Source organism: Flavobacterium sp. GNP002, from assembly GCF_054343795.1.
Map to the genome: position 1 here is coordinate 1,896,366 of NZ_JBTGUW010000001.1, position 26,205 is coordinate 1,922,570.

At 33.2% G+C, this 26,205-nt stretch carries 21 protein-coding genes; all 21 read left to right on the forward strand.

Going from position 1 to position 26,205, the window contains the following annotated elements; translation table 11 throughout:
- Positions 1–63 precede the first annotated feature (63 nt).
- The 21 genes from ACXX80_RS08335 to ACXX80_RS08435 all read left to right on the forward strand — a co-directional run bounded on the left by ACXX80_RS08335 (position 64) and on the right by ACXX80_RS08435 (position 25,864).
- Complete coding sequence (locus ACXX80_RS08335; RefSeq protein ID WP_458552776.1) at positions 64–1,359, forward strand: MATE family efflux transporter; 1,296 nt, start codon at positions 64–66, stop codon at positions 1,357–1,359.
- The gene (locus tag ACXX80_RS08340) at positions 1,356–2,462 is read left to right on the forward strand and encodes a hypothetical protein (RefSeq protein ID WP_458552777.1); all 1,107 of its coding nucleotides are present in this window, start codon (positions 1,356–1,358) and stop codon (positions 2,460–2,462) included. The genes ACXX80_RS08335 and ACXX80_RS08340 overlap by 4 nt, the downstream gene beginning before the upstream one ends.
- Positions 2,455–3,009, forward strand: a complete 555-nt coding sequence (locus ACXX80_RS08345) for an acyltransferase (RefSeq protein ID WP_458552778.1) — start codon at positions 2,455–2,457, stop codon at positions 3,007–3,009. The genes ACXX80_RS08340 and ACXX80_RS08345 overlap by 8 nt, the downstream gene beginning before the upstream one ends.
- A 113-nt stretch (positions 3,010–3,122) precedes the next feature.
- A complete protein-coding gene (locus ACXX80_RS08350) occupies positions 3,123–4,247 on the forward strand; it encodes a glycosyltransferase family protein (protein ID WP_458552779.1) in 1,125 nt (374 codons plus the stop codon).
- 103 nt (positions 4,248–4,350) lie between these two features.
- The gene (locus ACXX80_RS08355) at positions 4,351–4,842 is read left to right on the forward strand and encodes an acyltransferase (protein ID WP_458552780.1); all 492 of its coding nucleotides are present in this window, start codon (positions 4,351–4,353) and stop codon (positions 4,840–4,842) included.
- Positions 4,827–6,107, forward strand: a complete 1,281-nt coding sequence (locus tag ACXX80_RS08360) for a glycosyltransferase family 4 protein (RefSeq protein WP_458552781.1) — start codon at positions 4,827–4,829, stop codon at positions 6,105–6,107. Before ACXX80_RS08355 ends, ACXX80_RS08360 begins: the two co-directional genes overlap by 16 nt.
- Positions 6,094–7,365 (forward strand): hypothetical protein, encoded by a 1,272-nt coding sequence (locus ACXX80_RS08365; protein WP_458552782.1) that lies wholly within the window; start codon positions 6,094–6,096, stop codon positions 7,363–7,365. The genes ACXX80_RS08360 and ACXX80_RS08365 overlap by 14 nt, the downstream gene beginning before the upstream one ends.
- 6 nt (positions 7,366–7,371) lie before the next feature.
- Positions 7,372–8,541 carry a glycosyltransferase gene (locus ACXX80_RS08370; protein WP_458552783.1) on the forward strand — a complete coding sequence of 390 codons (1,170 nt, stop codon included), beginning with the start codon at positions 7,372–7,374 and terminating at the stop codon, positions 8,539–8,541.
- Positions 8,542–8,571: 30 nt separating this feature from the next.
- The gene (locus ACXX80_RS08375) at positions 8,572–9,744 is read left to right on the forward strand and encodes a glycosyltransferase (protein WP_458552784.1); all 1,173 of its coding nucleotides are present in this window, start codon (positions 8,572–8,574) and stop codon (positions 9,742–9,744) included.
- Positions 9,744–10,286 (forward strand): LbetaH domain-containing protein, encoded by a 543-nt coding sequence (locus ACXX80_RS08380; protein WP_458552785.1) that lies wholly within the window; start codon positions 9,744–9,746, stop codon positions 10,284–10,286. Before ACXX80_RS08375 ends, ACXX80_RS08380 begins: the two co-directional genes overlap by 1 nt.
- Positions 10,287–10,328: 42 nt before the next feature.
- On the forward strand, positions 10,329–11,171 hold the full coding sequence (locus ACXX80_RS08385; RefSeq protein WP_458552786.1) for a glycosyltransferase family 2 protein: 843 nt from the start codon (positions 10,329–10,331) through the stop codon (positions 11,169–11,171).
- A 76-nt stretch (positions 11,172–11,247) separates the two neighbouring features.
- Complete coding sequence (locus ACXX80_RS08390) at positions 11,248–12,189, forward strand: UDP-glucuronic acid decarboxylase family protein (RefSeq protein ID WP_458552787.1); 942 nt, start codon at positions 11,248–11,250, stop codon at positions 12,187–12,189.
- Between the two features lie 59 nt (positions 12,190–12,248).
- The gene (locus ACXX80_RS08395) at positions 12,249–12,995 is read left to right on the forward strand and encodes a glycosyltransferase family 2 protein (RefSeq protein ID WP_458552788.1); all 747 of its coding nucleotides are present in this window, start codon (positions 12,249–12,251) and stop codon (positions 12,993–12,995) included.
- 175 nt (positions 12,996–13,170) lie between these two features.
- On the forward strand, positions 13,171–14,526 hold the full coding sequence (locus tag ACXX80_RS08400) for an undecaprenyl-phosphate glucose phosphotransferase (RefSeq protein WP_458552789.1): 1,356 nt from the start codon (positions 13,171–13,173) through the stop codon (positions 14,524–14,526).
- A gap of 187 nt (positions 14,527–14,713) precedes the next feature.
- Positions 14,714–15,493, forward strand: coding sequence for a polysaccharide biosynthesis/export family protein (locus ACXX80_RS08405; protein WP_458552790.1), 780 nt, complete (start codon positions 14,714–14,716; stop codon positions 15,491–15,493).
- Positions 15,494–15,500: 7 nt separating this feature from the next.
- The gene (locus ACXX80_RS08410; protein ID WP_458552791.1) at positions 15,501–17,879 is read left to right on the forward strand and encodes a GumC family protein; all 2,379 of its coding nucleotides are present in this window, start codon (positions 15,501–15,503) and stop codon (positions 17,877–17,879) included.
- Between the two features lie 407 nt (positions 17,880–18,286).
- Positions 18,287–20,713 (forward strand): SLBB domain-containing protein, encoded by a 2,427-nt coding sequence (locus ACXX80_RS08415; protein ID WP_458552792.1) that lies wholly within the window; start codon positions 18,287–18,289, stop codon positions 20,711–20,713.
- Positions 20,714–20,836: 123 nt separating this feature from the next.
- Entirely contained in the window at positions 20,837–21,904 is a 1,068-nt protein-coding gene (locus tag ACXX80_RS08420) for a Wzz/FepE/Etk N-terminal domain-containing protein (RefSeq protein WP_458552793.1), read from the forward strand.
- Positions 21,905–22,443: 539 nt separating this feature from the next.
- On the forward strand, positions 22,444–23,796 hold the full coding sequence (locus ACXX80_RS08425) for an oligosaccharide flippase family protein (protein ID WP_458552794.1): 1,353 nt from the start codon (positions 22,444–22,446) through the stop codon (positions 23,794–23,796).
- 107 nt (positions 23,797–23,903) lie between these two features.
- Positions 23,904–24,791 carry a glycosyltransferase family 2 protein gene (locus ACXX80_RS08430; protein ID WP_458552795.1) on the forward strand — a complete coding sequence of 296 codons (888 nt, stop codon included), beginning with the start codon at positions 23,904–23,906 and terminating at the stop codon, positions 24,789–24,791.
- Between the two features lie 101 nt (positions 24,792–24,892).
- Entirely contained in the window at positions 24,893–25,864 is a 972-nt protein-coding gene (locus ACXX80_RS08435; RefSeq protein WP_458552796.1) for a WaaS/CpsH family glycosyltransferase, read from the forward strand.
- Positions 25,865–26,205: the final 341 nt, after the last annotated feature.

The following is a 26,205-nucleotide window of genomic DNA, read 5'->3' on the forward strand; positions in this document are numbered from 1 at the left end:
TCTTAAACACTTCATCGATTAGCTAGTTCGATAAACAATGAATATAAAGAATTTTAAATAACTATGCAGCATAAATTTTCTCAATTGAGAGAGCATCCCAGTTATGAAAAGGCGATACAATGGGGTAAATTAATCTCTATTACAGGAGGGGCACAGGTCATTGTACAGTTATTAGGTTTTTTATCGGGTGTTTTAATTATACGACTTTTACCGCCCCATGAATATGCGCTATATACGCTTGCCAATACGATGCTGGGTACTATGACAGTCCTTTCTGATGGTGGTATCTCAACAGGTGTAATGGCGCAAGGAGGCAAAGTGTGGCAGGATCGCAAAAAACTAGGAGCTGTATTGGCTACAGGACTCGACTTGAGACGAAAGTTTGCTATAGGTAGTTTGATTGTATCTACACCAATATTGATGTATTTACTTTTGCACAATGATGCGAGTTGGTTGACAACCACAATGATCATATTGTCACTAATTCCTGCTTTTTTTGCTGCCCTTTCTGACTCTTTACTTGAGATTGTACCCAAACTGCATCAATCTATACTGCCACTCCAAAAAAATATGATAACAGTAGGTGTGGGTCGACTGGTACTTAATGCTCTAACATTATTTGTTTTTCCCTTTACTTTTATAGCAATATTGGCAAGTGGTTTCCCTCGCTTATATGGTAACATCAAACTGAAGAAGATAGCAAATAATTTTATTGATGAAACTCAGAAGCCTGATGCTGTGATTAGAAAAGAAATTTTAAAAGTAGTAAAACGAGTGCTGCCTGGAGCTATATATTATTCCATATCTGGTCAAATAACTATTTGGTTAATTTCAATGATAGGTAATTCAACCTCTGTCGCGCAATTGGGTGCAATAGGCCGGTTGGCAATGTTACTATCTTTATTTAGTGTTGTTTTTTCAACATTAATAATACCCAGATTTGCCAGATTAAAAAATGATTCAGTATTATTGATGAACCGTTTTTTAGCTACTCTCGGATTTCTTGTATTAGTATGTGTTAGTGTTATTGGATTGTTTATGGCTTTCTCAACTCAAGCTCTCTGGGTTTTAGGACATAATTATTCGACATTGAAAAATGAACTAGTACTTTATGTAATAGGTAGTTGTGTTGGATTGATTACTGGTTTTATTTTTTCTCTAAGCTCAAGTAGGGGTTGGATTTTAAATCCATATTTATATATTACTTTAAGTATTATTTCAATTATTATAGGTATTATGGTTTTTAATGTGTCAACATTAAATGGGGTATTGTTATTTAATATTTTTGTTAACTCAATCCAGACTGCTATATATCTATTCTATACTTTAATTAAAATAAGAAAAATAAATTTTTCATGAAAATACTCTCTTTGCAACCTGTTTCTCTCTATCAAAATGGGGGGATGGGACGATTGTTACGCCGCTTATATCAAGGACATGAATCGGATATAATTGGGCTATACATAAATAATGGGAATGCTCCAGTAAAGGAAGGACTTATTAAAGAAATTGTGATATCTAGTTTTCCAAAACAGAGGTCATGGATGCGATGGAAATTAAGAACATTTTTCACATGGGTGCGAGAATCTGTATTTTATTATCTCACGAAATATAAAGTAGAGAGTGCGGTAGCAAAAATATCATTTGATGTTATACACGTCATCAATCATGGCGTTTTTTCGGCTATTTTATGCGATGAAAAATTTTTAATTAAAAAACAATTATGGACTTCATTTCATGATCATTATTCATTATGTAGTTCTTATAAAGATACACAACAATTATGGAATCGCTCTGATAGAAGATTGATGATTTCGGTAGAATTGGGAGAAGAATATCAAAGACTTTTTGGCAATAAAAATTTTGAACTTATTACAGACGGGGTGTCTTATGAAGAAATTTCCAGCCCTAAAGTAATAAACCAAAATCAAATCAGTATATATTTTGCTGGATTATTACATATAGATTATTATCCGCTCTTTAAGGTTTTGTCAGATGCTTTAGATATATTAGTAAATGAGGGTTATTCATTTAAGCTTATTTTAAGAGGTACACAAGAAATAAATTTTTTGAAAGGTCGAAAATTTGTAATAGATTATAGATCTGACTTTATTTCAGATGAAGAAATCAAAAAGGAACTTGACATGGCTGACATTCTGTACTTGCCTATTAAGTTTTCGCTACCGGATTTTTACTTATACAGTTTATCCACTAAAATGATTGGTTATTTAGGTGGCTCGGGAAAAATATTATATCATGGACCATCTGATAGTGCAGCTTGTAGGTTGTTACAAAAAAATAATGCCGCAATTTCATGTGAGTCTCTAGATGAATCAGAAATGGTGATTAAGCTTAAAGAAATAATTGACAGTGACCTAAAACTAGGATATAACGCTAAAGAGTTGGCAAAATCTAACTTTGAACTGACTGGCATACAACAATCATTTTGGAAGTATGAATAATTATATCAAAAAATTGAGTTCCTTTTTATCAGAAGTTAGATTGTACTTTTGCAATCATTTTATTTCTAATATTCCAAGTCATACTATTCGTTTGTTGTTCTATAGAGAATTTATGGGTTTTAATATTGGTAAAGGAAGCTCTATATTTATGGGTTGCAAATTTGATTGTGCAAGAGGGCTCACTATTGGCTTTAATTCTGTGATCAATGCACGATGCAGGCTGGATAGCCGTGGAGGCCTTTTAATAGGAGACAATGTTTCTATTTCAGAAGATGTAATTATACTTACAGCTGATCATGATATGGATGCACCCGATTTTGCTGGACGAAACAAAAATGTTATCATAGAGGATTATGCTTGGATTGGTACACGAGCTATGATTTTGCCAGGTATCAATACTGGAAAAGGTGCAGTAGTAGCGGCTGGATCTGTAGTAACAAAAAATGTAAATGCTTTTCAAGTTGTTGCTGGTGTACCTGCTAAATTTATTAAAAATCGAAATGAAAATTTGGAATATAAAATTGACTACCAACGTTTATTTCAATAATTAATTATTCTTAAAAATAGCTTAAGTAAAATTTAAAATAGGTTTTAAATTAAATATTTGCATTTAGGATTTAAATTTTAAAATTTGCTTAATTAAGTATTATAAAAATCAAAATGAAAATAATCTTCCTTTGTGGTTCGCTACAACGAGGTCAAGATGGCGTAGGCGACTATACCAGGCGACTTGCTGGAGAATTAATTCGACAAGGCCATTCCTGTGCTATTGTTGCCATAATGGATAAAGCTATTGAACAAACAGTAGCGGAACAACAAGATAGTGAATATACCAATATTTCGGTACTGCGATTTCCGTTTAGTAAAGGATATACTGTCAACTGCCGTGAAGCTAAAAGTTGGATAGATACCTTTGACCCAGATTGGATTAGTTTGCAGTACGTGCCTTTTTCCTTTCATCCTAATGGACTGCCTTATAGATTTAGTACTGGAGTAAAACAGCTTACTGAAGGAAGAAAATTACATATCATGTTTCATGAATTGTGGGTGGGAATGAATACAGAAGCCTCAAATAAGCATAGATTATGGGGGTTTCTGCAACGAAGATTGATTGAAAATTTGGTAAAGAAACTTCAGCCAAATGTTATTCATACTCATACGACCCTTTATCAACAACAGTTATTAAAATTGGGGATTTCAGTAAGTCTATTGCATTTGTTTGGGAATATACCAGTAATGAACGACTTGACAAAAAAAAGTATTGGTTCAGTACAAAGACAAAAGTTATTTACAATAGTCCTTTTTGGTTCTATTCACTATGGATCGCCAATTGAAGCGTTTGCTACGAGTGTTAGTAAATATGCTTTCAGTAATAATTTAAATGTTGAAATTATTTTTTTAGGTCGTTGCGGTAAAGCACTACAACGGTGGATTGATGTCTGTGAATTAAACAACTTATCTATAAAAATATTGGGAGAACAACCAGCTACAAAGATATCAAAAGTACTCGGTATGGCAGATTTGGGTGTTACCACTACACCAATACTTTTAGCTGAAAAGAGCGGTACAGTAGCTGCGATGCAGGAGCATGGACTGCCTGTATTATGTGTTAGCAGGTCTTGGGAAGTTAAAGGTTATCCTGACGACTTTACTCGTTCAGATATTCAATTGTTTAAAGGAGGTAATTTAACACATTATTTACTGGTAAACAATGTTAAAATTACTGATAATAGTATTGCAAAAATTTCAAATCAATTTCTAGATTCATTATTAAAGTTTAAATAAAATGGCAAGTTTTAGTTATTTATGGTCACATCGAGCGAAGTTTCCAATAAGTTCGCTGTCATTTTACCGCTGTTGGGCGAAACGTTTGCTTTGTATAACAGAAATGATAAAAAGAAACAGGAGACGTTCTTTTTTAATTAGAAAAGGGGCACGTATTCATCCTACAGCCGAAATAGGTACTGTTAAAGCGGAAGGCCACAAATCGAATCTTACCATTGGAGCTCACTCTTTTTTGGGAGCTGTAAGTATCGCACTTCATGAAGAGGTCAGCATCGGTACAAATGTATGCATCAATGATGGAGTTCAGCTGTTAACGGCTTCACATGATGTGTCAGATCCGCAATGGAATCATATAAAGGCAAAGATCAGTATCGATGATTATGCGTGGATCGCTATTAATGCCATTATTTTACCAGGTGTACATATAGGGAAAGGTGCTGTAGTAGGTGCAGGAGCCGTGGTAAGTAAAGATGTTGCGCCAGGATGCATCGTAGCAGGTAATCCGGCGAAACCATTATCGAAGACCCGTTGTGAAGAATATAATTATAATCCATGCGAATTTTTAGCAGCCAACAGAGCATGGCTTGTCGGATAATAAAATTTAAAATAATGAAAGTACTTTTTTCTCATCCTACCGGTAATGCCAATGTCAGAGCTGCATTGAAAGGAATCCAAGAAGCGGGTTTGTTAACTACTTTTCACACTTCACTCGCCATTTTTTACGGCAGTATTTTATACAAATTAAGCAGTCTGAAATTGCTGAAAGAATTGCAACGAAGACAATTTGAATTAGACTTGCAATCCTTTACTATATCGCATCCATTTAGAGAGCTAGGCAGACTTATTACCGCTAAAATGGGATTGTTCCAATTTGCAAAGCATGAAAAAGGTTATTTTTGTATAGATGCAGTATATCATCATATTGATAATAAAGTAGCACAGTCAATTAGGGGGTCGAATGCTATTGACGTTGTGTATGCTTATGAAGACGGAGCATTGGAAAGTTTTAAAGTGGCTAAAGAATTTGGAATTTGTTGTTACTATGACTTACCTATTGGCTATTGGCGTTCTGCCAGAAGGCTGCTAGAAGAGGAACGTATTCATAAACCCGGTTGGGCAAATACAATAACCGGCTTTAAAGATTCTAAAAAAAAATTAGAAAGGAAAGATGCGGAGTTGGCCTTGGCAAATCAAATTATTGTAGCAAGTAGTTTTACCAAGCAAACATTAAACGAGTATCCGGGAATATTAGCACCAGTCACCGTAATACCGTATGGCTTTCCGCCTGTTGTACCGGGTCGTATCTATTCAAATTTGGAAGATAGACCTCTAAAGTTATTATTTGTTGGGGGCTTATCACAGCGAAAAGGAATTGCTAATTTATTGGAGGCGGTGGGTCTTTTAGGAGATGCCGTAAAATTAACCATCGTCGGGCATAAACCAGTGGAAGATTGTCACCTTTTAAACGAGGGGCTTAAACGCCATCACTATATTCCTAGCTTGCCTCATTGTGCCATATTAGAATTAATGCGAGAACATGATGTATTTGTTTTTCCTTCGCTATTTGAAGGTTTTGGACTAGTAATTACCGAGGCCATGAGTCAGGGTACTCCAGTAATTACAACCAATCGAACAGCTGGTGCGGATTTAATTACTCATGCTGAAAATGGTTGGCTGGTTGAGGCAGGATCTACGCAATCATTAAAAGAATCTATTCAAAACCTTTTGAATAATCCGCACTTGGTTGAGCATGTTGGCCAAGCCGCTATGGAAACAGCGAAGCAAAGACCTTGGGATATTTATTCAAAAGAATTAAGTTTGTTTATTCAGCAAAATGCACATTTTAATGGAGAATCTTAGAAAAGGAATTTGGATGTATTTCATCCTTTTAATTATTGAAGGTGGATTGAGAAGATGGTTTTTACCCGGTCTTGCCACACCGTTGCTTATCATAAGAGACCCCTTATCGCTTTACCTATTGTTTAATGCTATACGGTTTAATGTTTTTCCTAAAGATAAATTGATTTCGATTATGTTTTTTATAGGTATAATCAGCATTTTTACGGCACTTTTTTTTGGTCATGGTGATTTAGCAGTTGCTTTTTTTGGTGCACGAATTCTGTTGATTCAATTCCCGATGCTTTTTTTAATAGGTCATATTCTCGACCGTTCCGATGTACTACAAATGGGTAAAGTGATCTTGTGGATTTCTATTCCAATGGCCATCTTAATTACGATGCAGTTTTATAGCCCGCAAACTGCCTGGGTCAACAAAGGTGTTGGAGACAGTATTGAGGGAGCTGGATTCGGTGGAATAAATGGTTATTTTAGACCACCAGGTACTTTTTCTTTTATTAGTGGTGTGACTTCTTTTTTTGGTTTGGTTGCTTGTTTCGTTTTTTATTTTTGGCTGAAACCGCACTATATAAATAAAACGATATTAATAGCAGCCACTTTTGCCTTGATTGTGGCTATTCCCACTTCCATTAGCCGTACCTTATTTTTTGAAGTGGCTATTTCATTGTTCTTTTTTTTGTGGGCAAAATCAAGTCAGCCCGGTTTTATAAAACGAATGACCCAATTATTGGCTGGATTTGTAGCACTGTTTATAGTACTTTCAAATGTAGATTCATTAAATACCCAAATTGAGACATTTACGGATCGATTTACCAATGCAAATGAATCAGAAGGAGGCTTGAATGGTGTTTTAATAGATCGTTTTTTAGGAGGAATGGTAGGTGCATTCGAAAATATTGATGATTCTCACGCAGTTTTTGGACAAGGCATAGGAATGGGTACCAATGTGGGATCACAGTTGCTTTCAGGGAAAGTTATTTTTTTAATTGCAGAAGAAGAATGGGGAAGAGTAATTGGAGAGAGTGGCATTCTATTTGGGTTGTTTATTATTTTAATTCGAATCGGTATGACCTTCAAGATCACTGCTTTGTGTTATAACCGTTTCAAACTTGGCGATGCTTTACCGTGGATGTTATTGAGTTTTGGTTTTTTAATATTGTTACAAGGTGGTTGGTCGCAACCTACTCTTTTAGGATTTTATGTATTAATAGGCGGATTAATTTTGGCTTCCTTAAACGAACCCGAAGAAATCATAGATTAAATATAAATGGAAATTATACTATTTCTTCATCCCTCTTTTTTAGGTTCACAAAGTATGCCTCGCTATGCTACTATGCTGGCAGAGGGTATGAAACAAAGAGGGCATCATGTTCAACTATGGACGCCTAAATCCCGTTTTTATAACCTACCGCTAAAAGGAGCTTTTAAAAAATGGTTAGGGTATGTAGATCAATATATCGTGTTTCCATTGGAAGTAAAATTTAAGTTAAAACATTGTGGAACCGATACGCTTTTTGTATTTGCCGATCAAGCCTTGGGGCCTTGGGTACCTTTAGTTCGTAATAAGCCTCATGTGGTACATTGTCATGATTTTCTCGCTTTAAATTCGGCTATAGGAAAAATACCAGAAAATCCCACAAGTTTTACCGGTAAAATGTACCAGAATTTCATCAGAAAGGGTTTTTCGAAAGGAAAGAATTTTATCTCGATATCGCAAAAGACAAAGCATGATTTGGATTTGCTTCATCAAAGAAATATTGAAACTTCAGTAGTTTGTTATAACGGACTGAACCGACCGTTTAAAGTACTCGATAGCGATTTAGCTCGTACTGTTTTTGGGAGCGAAATAAATCTTAACCTTGTAAATGGCTATTTGCTGCATGTTGGTGGCAATCAATTTTATAAAAACCGGAAGGGTGTGATTGAAATTTACACAGCCTGGCGATCTAATACGACAGTCAATTTACCGCTGTTACTCATTGGTTCTGTTCCTTCCGAAGAATTGGAGGCGACATATCAAAATTCTGCCTTCAAAAAAGACATTCATTTTATTACAGGTCTGCCTGATGCTTTTATCAATGAAGCCTACTCAGGTGCCAGTTGTTTATTGTTTCCTTCCTTGGATGAGGGTTTTGGCTGGCCCATTGCCGAAGCGATGGCATGTGGCTGTCCAGTAATTACAACTGATGCAGCTCCAATGACAGAAGTTGTAGGCGATGCTGACTTTTTTTTGATACCGAGAAGACCATTTGACGATTTGTTGGTGCAGGAATGGGCTGTGGATGCGTCCCAAAAAATTTCAAAAATTGTCCAACTATCGGATGAACAAAAAAAAGTTTGTTTAGAAGCTGGATTTGAAAATATAAAACGATTTGATGCTAATCTTTCATTGGATAATATAGAAAAAGTGTACCAATCAATTTTACCTATTAAATAAAAAAATAAAAATTTCACCCCTTTACTTTATATGAAAATATTACACGTCATCACCTCCATGGATCCTAAAACAGGAGGACCATCACAAGGCTTACGTAATTTAAGTTCCTTTAATCTTAAATTAGGGCTAGACGTTGAGGTTGTTTGTCTGGATGATGTTAACCAGGATTATGGCATAGATGAAAAAGTTTTTATTAATAAATTAGGGAATGGGAAGACTTCTTTTCAATACAGCTCTGTTCTTTTAAGATGGCTACTCTTACATTTAGAAAGATTTGATTTTGTGAGTGTTCATGGGATATGGCAGTATCATAATTATGCTGTATATCGAGCGGTTAAAATTCTTAAAAAGAACCATAAAAAAGTTCCCAAAGTGGTCATAATGCCGCACGGAATGCTGGATCCTTATTTTCAGAAAGCGACTGACCGGAAAATGAAAGCGCTGCGTAATGAAGTTGTTTGGCGCCTGACTGAAAAAAGAGCGATTAATGCTGCTGATGCCGTTTTTTTTACCTGTGAGGAGGAATTGTTGCTGGCCAGAACTACCTTTAAGGGATACCAGCCCAAAAAAGATATCAATGTAGGGTATGGTATTCAGAGACCACCCGTTTATTGTACTGACATGAAAACCGCTTTTGAAAAACTATGTCCACCAATAAAAGCTAAAAAATATTGGCTCTTTCTCAGCAGAATTGATTCTAAAAAAGGAATCGATGTATTGATTGATGCGTATAATCAATTGATTGCTGAGAACCATTTGTTACCGGAACTTGTTGTTGCCGGTCCTACTGACAGTGGGTATGCGAAAAAAATGATACAAAAAGCGAGTACGAACAGCCATATTCATTTTACGGGAATGCTGACGGGAGACAGTAAATGGGGCGCTTTTTATGGGTCTGAAGCCTATTTGTTACCCAGTCATCAGGAAAATTTCGGGATCGCCATTGTGGAGGCTATGGCCTGTGAAAAACCAGTTCTTATCACCAAAAACATTAATATCTGGAGGGAAATTGAAGACGGAAATGGGGGATGGATACTCGATGAGGTTAGTGAGCGCTACATTAAAAAAGAACTTTTAAGTATGGTTGGTTTAACGGATAACGCGCTTAAAATTAAAGGAAAACATGCTTTTACTACTTATGAAAATAAATTTGATGTTGAATTGCGGGCACATGTATTCATAGATACTTTAAAAAACTTGTAATGCAAACCGATATTCCCAAATACATAGATACTATCCCTAAATCAGATAAATTGTATCGTCTGAGTTGGAGGATCATTTCCTTGTTTTTTTTTAAACCTTTCTCTTTGCCTTTTTTTAATAGTTGGCGCATTTTTTTATTAAAATGTTTTGGTGCTGAGCTAAAAGACAATTGTACTATTTATGCTTCAGCTTATATTCCATCTCCAAGAAATTTAACGATGGGAAGGCATTCGACCTTAGGACCGGAAGTAAAGTTGCATTTTGGAAAAACAAGTATTGGAAATAAGGTGACAGTATCCCAAAGAACCTATTTGTGTAGTGCCACGCATGAGACTGGTTCTATAAATATTCCTTTTATTGCAGGAGAAATAGTAATAAAAGATTTTGCTTGGATTGCAGCAGAAGCCTTTATTATGACTAATGTCATTATTGGGGAAGGTGCTGTGGTTGGTGCTAGGGCAGCAGTCTTTAAAGATGTTGACGATTGGACCATTGTTGGAGGTAATCCCGCAAAATTCTTAAAAAAAAGAAAAATAAACTAATAAATTTTACTTCTAAGTAAAGAATAGTTAAAAATTATAATAATGAAATTACCCCTTAATATCACCATCGCTATCCCAATTAAAAATGAAGCTACGCTTTTGCAAGGTTGTATTGATGCCATTGGAACTGACTTTGCAGAAAAGATCATTATCCTTGATTCCGGCAGTACGGATGGTTCTATAGAAATTGCTAGAAACAATAATATTGAGGTATTGGATTTTAAATGGAATGGACAATTTCCTAAAAAAAGAAACTGGTATTTACAAAATCATACCCCAAAAACAAAATGGATTCTTTTTTTGGATGCTGATGAATATTTAAGTGAGCCATTTAAAAACGAAGTAAGAAATAAAATTGAGGATGAAAGTTTAGTAGGATTTTGGTTGAGTTATACCCGCTATTTTCTCGGTAAAGAATTAAAGGGCGGTTATCCTTTACGTAAACTAGCTTTATTTAAAGTAGGTGCGGGGGAATACGAAAGGATTGAAGAAAACAATTGGAGTAAACTCGATATGGAAATTCATGAGCACCCTATTCTTGAAGGTAAAATGGGGGTTGTCAAAAGTGAAATCGATCACCTTGATTTTAGAGGTATTTCTCATTATGTAACTAAACATAATGAATACTCCAGCTGGGAAGCAGAACGGTTTGTAAAAACAAGCACGAATCCTGAGGTAAAAAAAATGTGGACTTGGAAACAAAAAGTTAAATATAAATTAATACGAAGTTCTTTTATGGGGCCAGTTTATTTCTTAGGTAATTATATACTATTGGGTGGTTTTCGTGATGGTTCCAGAGGATTGGCTTTTTCTATCTTGAAAGCCTCTTACTTTACGCAGGTTACTTGTAAAATAAAAGAGCTTATGCTTAATGAAAGGAAATAATAAATTAAATTCTTGATTTCATCGCTACTTAAAAATCCAATTTTTAAGTGCTATAATAAATTATAAAATAGGCATAATGAAAAAAATTCTAATTACAGGTGGTGCCGGTTTTGTGGGGTCTCATTTATCTAAAAGATTATTAAACGAAGGTAACGAGGTCATTTGTCTCGATAATTATTTTACAGGAAATAAAAACAATATTATCCAATTGTTGGACAACCCGCACTTTGAGATGGTAAGGCACGACATCACTGAGCCCTATTATGCTGAAGTAGATGAAATTTATAATTTAGCCTGTCCCGCTTCCCCGGTTCACTATCAATACAACCCCATAAAGACAATTAAGACCTCTGTAATGGGAGCCATTAATACATTGGGTTTAGCCAAAAGAGTTAATGCTAAAATTCTTCAGGCCAGTACCAGTGAAGTCTATGGGGATCCACAGGTACATCCACAGCCTGAAAGTTATTGGGGGCATGTGAATCCTATAGGGATACGTTCCTGTTATGATGAAGGAAAGCGTTGTGCGGAAACTTTATTTATGGACTATTATAACCAAAATAATGTAGCCATTAAAATTATTAGAATTTTTAATACGTATGGACCTAATATGAATCCTGCTGATGGAAGAGTGGTTTCTAATTTTATCGTGCAAGCTTTAAAAGGGGAGAATATTACTATTTTCGGCGATGGATTGCAAACGCGTTCTTTTCAATACGTAGATGATTTGGTTGAAGGGATGATCCGCATGATGAATAGCGATCGCTCTTTTTTGGGGCCGGTAAACATTGGGAACCCTAATGAGTTCACGATGCTCGAATTAGCGCAGGCCGTTATTGAATTAACAGGTTCCAATTCTAAAATTATTCATCTTCCTTTGCCGCAAGATGATCCTAAACAACGTCAGCCCGATATTTCTCTGGCTAAAGAAAAATTGCAGGGTTGGGAACCAAAGGTGCAATTAAGAGAAGGGTTACTTACAACGATTAGTTATTTTGATGATTTATTAAAAGATTAAAATAGATAACCAATTTTTTTAAATTTTTACTTTTCATATTTTTTAAATTTCGTCAATACATGCTTGTTTCTATTATTACTATTTGTTACAATCGCAAAGCCACTATTGCAAAAGCAATAGAAAGTGTTTTGAATCAGGACTATCCCAATATAGAATATATTGTAATTGATGGAAATTCTAACGATGGGACCAAGGATATTATTGAAACCTATTCAGGAAAAATTGTGAATTATATTTCTGAACCAGACAGTGGCATGTATGATGCTCTTAATAAAGGATTGAAATTAGCTACTGGACATATAGTAGGTTTGATGCATTCTGATGACGAGTTTTATGATACCACTACAGTCTCAAAAATTGTTGACGCTTTTACAAAGACTCCAAATACGGATGCTGTCTATGGTAATGGGGTGTATATCAGTAATGATGAAAAAGAAAAAGTTGTTAGAAATCGAATAGGAGGGGCGTATGATTTCGAAAAATTAAAATCAGGATGGTTGCCATTGCATCCAACTGTTTATATAAAGAAATCAGTAATGGATAAATTAGGCTATTATGATTTATCATTCAAGATAGCATCAGATACCGAGTTTCTACTCCGCTATTTATATAAACATAAAATAAAGATGACTTACCTCAATGCGTATATTGTAAAAATGAGAATGGGAGGATTAAGCACCAGTTATAAAAGGGCTTTCGAAGTATTGTATGAGGATTATCGAATTTATAGATATCATCATCTTTCGGGAATACGAACTGTTTTCCTTAAAAAAATACAAGCAATAGCTCAATATATAAATAAATAATAAAAGCCACTGAACAGTCTAGTACCTATTATTATTAGTAAATATAAACATTCTCTTATTTTACCTAATTTCAATTAAACTCTAAAAATAAAACAAATATGTTATTTTTTATATGTCACTTTTAAAAGAACTTGCCGCTTACCGATTTTCGCGTTATTTTAAACTTTGTTTTCTTATGTGGGACATCGTTTTATTGAATGCAGCTATTATTTTTTCCTTTTTATGTCGTTATGATAGTTTGAATCGATTGGACTTGCAAGAAGTACGTACTATTTCATTATTGTCCAATCTTTTTTGGATTATATTGTTACTTTATAAGGATTCCTACAGGATTATAAGAATTGAACGCATTGAAACTATACTGATGCGAACCATTCGGATGATACTGATCCATGTTGCTCTAATTGTTGGGTTTATAGTTCTTTTAAAATATTCTGAAATTTCCCGTTTACGCCTGTTGTATTTTTATTTACTATTTTTTGTATTTCTTTTTGTTTCACGTGTGCTTTTCATGAAAGTCTTAAAGTACATTCGGTTTCAAGGATACAATTTTAAGAATGTAATTATTGTAGGAGCGAACGATACGGGGGAACATATGCGCAAGATTTTGTCGAAAGATCTTACCTATGGCTACAGAGTGTTGGGATTTTTTGATGATAAGGTGGATCCTTTTGCCTTTATATCGTCTCCTCTATTAGGCGGGTTTGATGCTATTCCCGATTATATCATCAATGAAAATGTTGACGAAATGTATATTGCTTTGCATATTGATAATATAAAAATAATCAATCAACTGACCGAGCTCTGTGAGCGCTATATGGTGCGTATTAAATTTATTCCTGATTTTCAGTTGTACACGAAGTCGCGTAAGGTTGAGATTAGTTTCTACGAAAATACTCCCATCTTAATGCTTAGGAAGGAACCTTTAGAGGTCACCTTCAATCTTTTGATGAAAAAAGTGTTTGATTTAGGTTTTTCTATCCTCGTGATTGTACTAATTTTTCCATGGCTTTTTCCAATCTTGATGATTTTAATTAAGTTTGACTCCCCTGGGCCAGTTTTTTTTATGCAAGAGCGTTCCGGTAGAGACAATCGTGCATTTGGCTGTTTGAAATTTAGAACAATGCGAGTAAATGCCTCAGCCGATAAATTACAGGCTACACTAGGCGATAAACGGGTTACTAAAATTGGAGCGTTTATGCGCCGAACCAATATGGACGAATTGCCACAGTTTTTAAATGTCTTTTGGGGTAATATGTCAGTAGTGGGACCACGTCCACATATGTTGATGCATACAGAACAATACTCGGAATTGATTAATAATTATCTTGTGCGTCATTATGCCAAACCAGGAATTACAGGCTGGGCACAAGTGAATGGTTTTCGAGGTGAAACCAAAGAATTGATCCACATGAAAGACCGTGTGGATTATGATATTTGGTATATTGAAAATTGGAGTTTGTTACTGGATTTGAAAATTATTTATAAAACGATTCTTAATGTATTCAAGGGAGAAAAAAATGCATATTAATCTTTAAATCATTTTCAATCGAAATCTCAGTACTGCTGATTAAATATAGAATATTATAAACGCTTCTTTCAATTCCGTTATTTGTTAATGCTGATAAATATTGGATTAAGTTTATCAGTGCTTCTAGTTTTTAAACCTTAATGAGACTTTTAATCTCTATATTTGCAACTTTTAAAATTTAATTCTTATGAAATGTTTTTCTTTACTAAAAAAAATAGTGCCTTTATTTATAGCAATCATGCTATTTTCTTGTGCTTCAAGAACGGATGTGGTTTATTATCAAAACATTGACACTATTAATTCGCAAGAAAAATCCAGTTCCTATGAAATTAAAATTCAACCCGATGATTTATTAAGTATTACAGTTTCTGCAGAAGATCCAGAAGTAGCTATACCTTTTAATTTGGGTTCAACTTCCGGTTCTAATGTATCTTCGGGGCAGCAATCAGTACAGTCTTATTTGGTAGATTCTAATGGTGCTATTGATTTTCCAATTTTAGGGCAATTAAAAGTAAGTGGTTTAACCCGCTCTGAGGTTCTGAAAATGTTACAAGATAAAATTTCTGTTTATGTTAAAAAACCAATTATTAATCTTCGCATCATGAATTTTAAAGTTTCTGTACAAGGTGAGGTTAATTCTCCGGGTACTTATAATGTACCATCAGATAGAATCACGTTGATTGAGGCCATAACGATGGCAAAGGATTTAACTATTTATGGTAAAAGGAATAATATTTTAATAATACGAGAAATTGACGGTGTGAAATCCTATAACCGAGTAGATATTACTAAAGCTGATTTCATTCATTCCTCTTTCTATTACTTGGCACAAAATGATGTGATTTATGTTGAACCAAACAAAAGTAGAATCAGCTCAGCGGCTGTAGGAGCAAGTACAGGGTTAATTTTGTCTGCTACTTCTATTTTGATTACTTTGATTACATTAATAATTACGACTACAAAATAAATTTCGAATGAAAAATAATAGATTTGACGACGGTTTGCAGAAAGATTTTGAATTAAAAGCCTTTCTTGATAAATACTTATTCCATTGGAAATGGTTCGTATTAGTAACTTGTACTTGTTTATTTGGTGCTTATCTATATTTAAAATACACTTTGCCTCAATATCAGGCTACCACCACAATTCTAGTGAAAGATGAAAGCAAGGGAGGGATGCTTTCTGAGTTATCTGTTTTTGAGGATATGGGCCTGGGAACGGGTATGAAGAGTAATTTAGATAATGAAATTGAAATACTAAAATCTAGATCTTTAGTTGAGAATACTGTGAAAAAGTTAGATCTAAACACGAGCTTAATCGTTAAAGGAAAAATAGTTGACAGGGAAATTTATCAGAATACTCCAATTGAAGTGTTTTTTACTGAAAAAACAAATCGCTTTTACGAAAGTTCTATTGCTTTAAACTTTACTGTATTAAGCGAAAATTCTTTTAGGTTAGAAGACATATCAAGCCCCGATTCTTCATCTGTAATTTTAAGTACTAAAAATGAGTTTAGGTATGGAGAGCAAATACCAACTAAATATGGTGATTTGATTATTAATAAAGCAAAATTAAAAGAGAATCAATTTCAGAACGGTTCACAGAAGATGCTTACTATATTAGTGCGTCCTCTTGATAATGTTGTTTCTAGTTTTAGAGCTCGTTTAAAGGTGGAGCCAGTTAATAAATCAAGCAGTGTAGTTGGGATTTCTATTACAGATCCTTTAACGAATAAATCTGAAATTTTCTTAGATAATTTGGTTCAGATTTATAATCAGAACGCAGCAACCGATAAAAACTTTATATCAGAAAATACTTCTGTATTTATAGCCAACAGATTAAAACTAATTACGCAAGAACTGGATGGAGTAGAACAAGACGTAGAGAGTTTTAAAAAGTCTAATAAGGTAACTGATATTGAATCAGAAGCTAAGATTTACATAGAGGGTTCTAATGAGTATGATAAACAAAGTGTGGAAGCTGAAATTCAATTGAATGTTGTTTCTTCGATGTTGGATTTTATCAAGAAAAGTACTAATTCTGATTTATTGCCAACAAATATTATTTCGGGTGAAGGAGATGCTTCTGGATTAATTAATTCGTATAATCAATTGGTCTTAGATCGTAACCGAATTTTGAAATCAGCTACAGTGTCTAACCCTTCTGTAGTTAAAATGGATCAGCAAATTCTATCCTTAAAAAATACTGTAGTTTCCAGTCTTAAACGAATGCAATCCAGTTTGACTATTCAAAAAAGGGATTTTAATAGAAATGAAGGGATCTTAAACACTAAAATTGGTAAAATTCCAGTACAGGAACGACAGTTTAGAGTAATTGCCAGACAGCAGAAAGTAAAAGAGGAGTTGTATTTGTACTTGTTACAAAAAAGAGAGGAAACAGCTATTTCTTTGTCGGCTACAGAGCCCAATGCCAGAGTTGTTGATCCAGCAAAAACTAACAAAAGTCCTATTTTCCCCAAAAAAAACACTACTTATTTAGTTTCATTATTGATGGGTCTATTACTTCCTTTTGTAGTTATATACACAAATGATTTATTAGATACAAAAATTAAAAGTAGATTGGATTTAGATGAAAAAACAAATATTCCTTTTATTGGGGATGTACCTACTTCTGAAACCCCATCAGAAATTATCAAATCAGAGAGCAGAAACAGCTCAGCTGAGGCTTTACGAATTATAAGAACAAACCTGGAATTTATGTTAAGTAAAGTGCCAGATGGTGTTGCTAAAACCATATTTTTGACTTCCACTTTTCCTAAGGAAGGGAAGACCTTTGTTTCAGCAAATTTAGCTGCTACTTTTGCATTGTCCGGTAAAAAAGTATTATTGATAGGAATGGATATCAGGAATCCAAGGTTGGATGAATACTTGACTTTGCCAGATCGTGGGGTTACTAATTTTTTGTCTTCTAAAGATTTAGTTTTGGAAGATTTAATCGTTAAATATGACGGTTATGAAGATTTTCATGTTTTACCTGCGGGTGTTATTCCTCCTAATCCAGCTGAGCTATTGATGAATAAAAGAGTTGATGTTCTTTTTAAAAATATTAAGGCGCAATATGATTATATCATTGTTGATACTGCTCCAGTGAGTTTAGTTGCTGATACTTTGTTGATAGCTAATAATGCTGATTGTTTTATTTATGTTGCTCGTGCTAATTTTTTAGAAAAACGTATGCTTACTATTCCAAATACATTATTTAAAGAACAAAAATTACCAAACATGTGTATGCTTTTGAATGATACAGATTCAACAAAAGGTTATGGTTATGGTTATGGTTATGGAGTAAAGGTAGAAAAAGAGCCTTGGCATAAAAAAATATGGAAGTTGTAATATTATAATTGTTGCATTAAATAGAAAAAAGTTTGCCTGATATTTTTATTTTGTAAACTTTTTTTTATTTAATATCATTTATTCTTATGGAATTCACGGATTTTTGCCATTTAAAAGCATTTGTTCTTATTTTCGCAAAAGAAAGCAAGATTGTTGTGCGGTACTTTAGTTAAAATCAATCAAATGACTTTTTTGATTTATATTTCCTACCGAAACTATAGATTTTACTATAATTTTACTCTAGCTTTGTAGAAATTTTAAAAAAAGAAGGGTAGGTCTATTATGTGACTTACTCTTGCGTAGCTGTGCGTACTTTTTAATACTAACAGATTGTATATATTTTGATTTAAAAAATAATATACAGTTAACAGATTAAGAATTGAATACAATTTAATTTTATAATAGACATGAAAAAAATAATTATTGCTCTTGTATTGTTTGTAGCTCTTTTTCAATCGTCAACCTTGATGGCGCAAGATTTACTTAAAAGTTCTGATTTAAGTACTCTGAAAGTAGATTATTTGTCAGATAGTGATATTGCAAAAATAAAAGCACAGTTATTAACAAATAATATGACAATTGAGCAAGCAGAACCTATGGCCTTAGCCAAAGGAATGCCTGCACGCGAATTTACTAAGTTAAAATTACGTTTACAGGGTAATTCAAGCTTGTCAAATCCTGATAAAAAAGAAGACTTAAATGGTGAAATTGAAACAAAAGAGCTCACCAGAAAGCAGGAGAAAGTAGTCAATGCTAAAGTAAAAGATACTATTAATGCCTTAATTTTTGGGTCCGAACTTTTTGATAATCCCACTTTAAATTTTGAGCCCAATTTAAAATTAGCAACACCAGTGAACTATGTTTTAGGTCCTGGAGATGAATTACAGATTAGTGTATATGGTATACAGGAGTTTAATGCCAGTGTGCCTGTCACCATGGAAGGTAAAGTGAATATTCAATATGTTGGTCAAATTCCAGTATCCGGAATGACAATCGAAGCGGCTACACAGAAAATAAAAGGTGCTATAGCTAGAGTGTATAGTACAGTAGCTTCAGGGCAATCTCAAGTTGGCGTAAGTTTGAGTCGCATTAGAACTATTAGAGTGACTATAATTGGTAGCAGACAACCGGGTAATTATTCGATATCTTCATTGGCAACAGTTTATAATGCTTTGTTTTTAGGAGGAGGTCCGGGTAAAAATGGGAGTTATAGAAATATAGAATTGTTAAGAGATAATAAAGTATACAGAAACATTGATATTTATCGATTCCTTGTGAATGGAAACCAATCAGATAATGTGGGTTTGAAGGATAATGATGTTATTAGAATTCCGGCATACAACCAACGCGTTACTGTTGAAGGGCAGGTAAAACGTCCTGGTATTTTTGAGATGAAAAAAGGGGAAACATTTTCTGATCTGTTATCCTTTGCCTCAGGTTTTAACGAATCAGCTTATACTGCTTCTGTAAATGTATTGCAAAAAACGGATAAAGAATTTAAAGTAATAGACATTAATAGTTCAGCGTTTACTTCTTATAAACCACTTTCTGGGGATGTTTTTAGAGTATCTAAAATTTTAAATAGATTTGAAAACCGTATTAAAATTGAAGGAGCTGTTTTTAGACCTGATACCTATTCCTTTTATGAAGGTATGCGTATTTCTGATTTGATTACTAAGGCTGATGGCTTGAAAGAAGATGCTTATAGTAATAGAGCTAGAATCATTAGATTACAATCTGATTTGACTACGGAAATTGTTAACGTGAATTTAGGGAAAGCTTTAAATGGTGATCTTGAAGCAGATGTGCCTCTAAAAAAAGAAGATATTGTAACAGTATATTCTGTTTTAGATTTTGTTGAAGATTATAAAATAACTATTGACGGAGAGATCAAAAAACCGGGAGAATATCCTTATTATGAAAATTTAACTTTGAATGATTTGTTGGTTCAAGCAGGTGGTTTGACTGGTTCAGCCTCGAAAAGAGTTGAGATAGCCCGAATGATTATGTCAGAAGAGATTGATGATGCTAACCCTAGTAAAGCATTATTATTTGATATTGAAATTACGGCTAATAATAATGAGCAATTGAAAAATTTTGAATTGCAGCCTTTTGATGTAGTAAATATCCGTAAAATGGCAGTTTATGAAAAACCAGAATCGGTTACTATAACCGGTGCTGTTAATTATGCAGGAAAATATGTTTTAGCAAATAAAAAGGATAGGGTCTATGATATTGTTCAAAGAGCTGGTGGTTTGACTTCTTTGGCTAACATTGAAGGAGTTAAAATTAAGCGTCCTATTCTAGCAAAGCAAATTGAAGATCTTGAAAATGTAAATCTGAACTTGGGTACAAAAGATAGTGTTCAAAATAAATTGAAAAAAAAATTAAAAGAGGATTTGAAATTTGCTACAATACCTGTAGATTGGAAATCTATAGTTAATAATCCAAAAAGCAATACTAATGTCACTTTGTTTCCAGGAGATGAAATTGAAGTCGTTGCCTTCAATGAAGGGGTTAAAGTGACTGGAAATGTGTTGTTGACTTCGGAGATTCCATATGACCGCAACAAAGGATTCCGTTATTATATTAATGCTGCCGGTGGTATTGATGCAAAAGGTTGGAAGAAGAAAGCGTATGTTATTTATCCAAATGGAAAAGCGGATGTTGCGAGTTCTTTCTTGTTTTTCAAAAATTACCCAAAGGTGACTCCGGGGTCTCAGATTATTGTTCCTGAAAAACCAGAGACCAAAAAGATGAGTACAGGAGAATTTGTAAGCATAGCGGGAGTTTTAGCGAGTTTGGCTGGAGTTATTATTGCAATATTGAGATAGGATAAAATAAACTGTGCTCAGTGAGGGGTTACTAGTAGATTTTTCGTCTTGTGTCCTATTATCTATCGCCCAGCGAAAAGTGATGCCGAACAATGAACATTGACTATCGAATAATAAAAATATATGAACGAAAAATATACTAACGACGAAATATCGTTAAAAGAACTTATTGAAAAAGGAAGGGAATGGTTTTCTTATTTACTTTCGCAATGGAAGATTATTGTTTTGGCGGTGATTGTAGGCGCCGGATTGGGTCTGGCCTATTCATTTCTGAAAAAACCTGAATATACGGCTACTTTATCTTTTGCTTTAGAAGATGAAAAAAGTGGTGGTGGTTTAGGTGGTGCACTTGGTTTGGCCAGTTCGCTTGGCTTGGATCTAGGAGGCGGCGGTGGAAGCATATTTACTGGCTCTAATTTGACAGAATTGTTCAAATCCCGTGCGATGGTTGAAAACACTTTATTAAGTAGTATAATCGATACTGATGGTAAGCCGATTACTCTAGCGGAATTATATATCCTTAACAACGAGTGGAGAGATAAATGGGAAGGAAAACCCAAATTAGCTAAGATTCAATTTTTGCCTAATGTCAAGCGCACCTATTTCACTCGTGTACACGATAGTATTTTAGGAGAGATCTATGATGAACTGTCCAAAACTGGTTTATCGGTGGCACAAAAAGACAAAAAAATTGCAATCATAAACATAGATGTGAAAGATAAAAATGAGCTCTTTGCCAAACATCTTTGTGAAAATCTGGTCAAAACAGTTTCTGATTTTTACGTTACCACTAAAAGCAAGAAAGCTAAAATGAATATGGATATATTGGTTCGTCAAACTGATTCAATTCGTAGGGAATTGAATGGCGCCATTACGGGTGTTGCTGTTGCTAATGACAATACTTTTGGATTAAATCCAGCAATGAATGTACGTCGTGCGCCTTCAGCACGCAGACAGGTCGATGTACAAGCGAATACCGCCATATTAACCGAGTTGGTGAAACAAACCGAACTAGCTAAGGTAACTTTGCGCAAAGAAACGCCATTAATTCAAGTTATTGACAGGCCTATTTTACCTTTAAAGAAAGAAAAGTTTGGGAAGGCAAAAGGGATAATGATGGGAGGTTTTTTAGCAGGGTTTTTGATTCTAATCTTTTTAATAGTAAGAAAAATTTTAAAACAATTGATGTAGATAGGGAGTGTAAAACAATATGAGTTGGAATAACATTTAGTACCTTCAAGTTGTTTAATGCGGGGCATTCGAAAAAAAAACCTGAAAGAAGTTAATAGACACTGTTATCATTTAATTGTTGCTTTACAAACTCATCCTAGCTTGGATAAGACTACTAAAAACCAACGGGCACATACTATAGTTGAGCGATTCATACAAGTGAAAGGTTGTAGTTTGTAGGTGAAATAGTTCCGTAAGCCATCCAGCAGATTTTAGAAGATATTTTACGAACTTTAATTTATTGTTCGAATTGTAGGTGATTAATATCGATATCAAATTTTTACCAGTAGAATATACTGCGAAGGCAAAGGCATTTTGTAGTACTTTAATACCACTGACCATCGGTTTTCGGGTGCGGGGCTTGAGGAGAGAAGTGTATCAGAAAGATATGAAAATTGGTAAATTGGTAGCTGCGTTTTCTAGTAATAGTTTTAGACGTAAAGTATGACGCCACCATTTTAAATTTAGTTGGGGGAAATTTATTAATTTTGAAGTTACATATGCATTTTAGTAAATTATTAAATAAGTTCAAAGGAGGAGATGAAAGAACAATCATTGCTAAGAAAAATGTTTTTTATTCTTTTTTTATCAAAGGATTTGGTATTTTAATATCGTTGTTAATTATTCCTTTGACTATTAATTACTTAAATCCTACTGAATATGGCATATGGCTAACACTTAATTCAATTTTGATGTGGGTAAATACTTTCGATATAGGGTTAGGTAATGGACTTAGAAATAAATTGTCGGAATCGCTTGCTCAAGGCGATTATGTTAAAGCCAAAATTTACGTATCAACATCTTATTGCGTTGTATTTGTGCTAATGATAGTAATTTTTTTACTTTTTCAAATTATTAACATGTACCTAGATTGGCACGATATTTTGAATATAAATATTGATTTAGTTCCCAATTTAAATGCAATAGTATTAATGTCCTTTGCTTTATTTTGTTTAAATTTTGTTCTTAAACTTATTGGAAATATACTATTGGCAATTCATAAAACAGCTTTAGAAAATTTATTAATATTGTCTGGACAATTGTTATCATTAATTGTGATTTATGTTTTAACATTTTTTTCGAAGGGTGATTTATTTAAAGTTGCATTAGTTTATTCTGTTTCACCTGTGATTGTTTACGCAATTTCTTACCCTTTTGTTTTTAGGAATCAATATCAGGCAATTACCCCTAATTTTAATTTTTTTAGAAAAGAATATGTTAAATCATTAATAGGATTGGGAAGTAAATTTTTTGTCTTGCAAATTGCGGGTCTTGTCATTTTTTCAACTGCAAACTTGTTAATTTCTAATATGTTCGGGCCAGAAAAGGTTACTACTTATAATGTTGCAGCAAGATATTTTAATATCATACCCATGCTTTTCTCCATCGTCCTAGCGCCGATATGGTCAGCAACAACAGATGCTTATGTAAAACAAGACTACGAATGGATTAAGAAAAGTTTGAAAAAAGTCAATAGATTGTTAATAATTGCTTTTTTTGTCTTGCTCGTTATGGTTTTATGTTCAAATTTTGTGTACCATATTTGGATTGGTAATTTGATAGTTGTGCCTAAAGAATTATCAGTGTTAATGGCTATTTATGTGTTTGTTCTTGTTGCAAGTATGAGCTACTCCTCATTTCTTAATGGAATCGGAAAATTACGGATTCAAATGCTTAATATTTTGTTTTGTTCAATCATTTTTTTACCCTTAACTTATTTTTTTGCAGGTAAGTTTGGAATAAATGGAATAGTAGGAGCTCTTATTTTAGTGAATCTTTCAGGCTTGGTCTTAAATTACATTCAATTTAATTTTTTGATAAATACCAAAGTAAGAGGGATTTGGAACAAGTGATCAATATTAAATACTTTGTAGTAAAAGATTTGTTAAGAATGTAGTTTTAATATGACTTTTTTATTAGATATCCAATAGTAATTAAGTTTTTACATAATTGAAGAAAAATGTCAGAAAATAAAAATAAAGTTAGTGTTGTACTCTGTACGTATAATGGGAGTAGATATTTAGAAAAACAGTTAAATTCCATACTAAATCAAACCTATGATATTGAAGAAATAATTATAGTTGATGATTGTTCAACAGATTCAACAAGAGAAATTCTTAATAAATATCATGATAAATACAATAAAATTAAGCTCTTTTTTAACGATAAGAATTTAGGGTCAAATAAATCATTTAAATATGCAGTTTCATTAGCCAATAATGATTATATGGCTTTGTGTGATCAGGATGATATATGGTATACAAATAAAATTGAAATTCAAATGAATTCTATTTTGAATTCTAATTTTTATGGAGATGAAAAGCCTTTAGTAGCTTTTCATGATTTATGTTTGATTGATCAGAATGGTATTGTTACTAATAAATCATTTTGGGAATTACATAAATTTAATCCTCATGAATTCAATTTTAAAAAGTCGCTTATTTTTAATATTGTAACAGGATGCACGTGTATCATTAATAAAAAGATGATGCAAGAAATGATTAAATCTGATATGAAAGACATCATTATGCATGATTATCTTATTGCATTAATAGGATATGGTTTTGGGAACACCATTTATTTAAACGAACCATTAATGTATTATCGTAGCCATATTGGTACTGTTACCGAAAAAGAAAGTATTTCTATTGCAAATAGACTTAAAAGTTTTATATATAGAGTAAAGAACGGTAATTATTTAATGCCTAATATCCTTCAAATTCAAAAATTCAATGAGCTTTATGGAAATTATCTTGATGACGGTAAAAAAAAATTAGTGGATAATTTAATTGAATTGAAGGATAAAAAAATAATTCATAGGATGATTTATAAATGGCTAATAAATTAATGTTTATAACTAAGTAATTTCAATGGTTAGTAATGTATTTGTTCAGATGCAGACAGTTTTTTTGAATATATGTCTCTAAATATGTAAGTTAAAGTAACAAAATGAATTTTAAAGAAAAAAAAATTTTATTTATCGGCCCTAAATTTCATAATTATGAAATCATGATTAAAGAACAACTTGAGGCGATGGGTGCTTCTGTTGATTTTTTTTCTGAAAGATCTTATAAGTTTGATTTCAATATAGTTAATAATTTTTGTAGTTCTTACATGAGTGAGTTCCAAAATAAACATTATAATAAAATATTAAAATCTATAGCAAACAAAACGTACGACTATCTATTCGTCATTAGAGGTTATATGATGCCTATTTCTTTTTTGAAAAGTTTTAAAAAACATAATCCTGATAGTAAGGCTATTATGTATCAATGGGATTCACAACGTACCAATCCTTTTAACCATCTTATTGAGTCATTTGACAACGTCAAGACATTTGATTTTGAAGACAGTAAAAACTTGAAATTGAAATATATTCCTTTATTCTACACTCATGATGTCGAGCATTACCGGAGTACTAATAAATCATATGAATACGATTTCTTTTTCATGGGATTTTTCTTCGAAGAAAGGTATGAAGGGGTATTAAAATTCAAAGAATTCTGCATCCAAAATGGATTTAAACTAAAGCCTTTTTTATATATGCCGTTTACTACCCGAGTTAAGTATTATTTACAAAGAAAAAAATTAGATAAAACTATAGTGTCCTTTAAGCATATGGATAGACCTGAATACTTAAACATTCTATCTAAGAGTCGTATAATGGTAGATGTTAGTAATCCGAGGCAAACAGGTTTGGCAATGCGGGTTATTGAGTCTTTGGCATGTAATACTAAGGTGGCAACAAATAACGTTTTTTTTGAAAATGATGAACTTATTGCGAATTCCGGGATGGTTTGCCTATTTGATTTGAATAATATATCTATTAAACAGGATTTTTTTGATTTTGAATCAAAGCAAAATGAACAAATAGTATTTTCTTTGGAAGAGTGGTTAAAACAGATTTTCTCTGAAGGATGAAGCATAAAATATTATACCTTCCTTGCTTTGTATATGCAATTTCTTTTGCTTCAATTTTATTGTTGTATCAAATAGGTTGGTCAGATTTATATCCAAAATTGAATGGATTCTTGATGTTTTTTTTATTTTGGACGATTATTTTATCATTAATTTTATCGTTTTTGCAAAATAGATATTTAGTGATTAGAACTGCTGATGTTGATCTCAAGCCAACATTTATAAACAGGTCAATGTATTTTCTTTGTATTGGTTATCTATTGGAGTTTTTATACGAATTTAGTGTACCCATTGTAAGTACTTTTTTAAATCCGTCATACTCTTACGACGACTTTAATGGGATA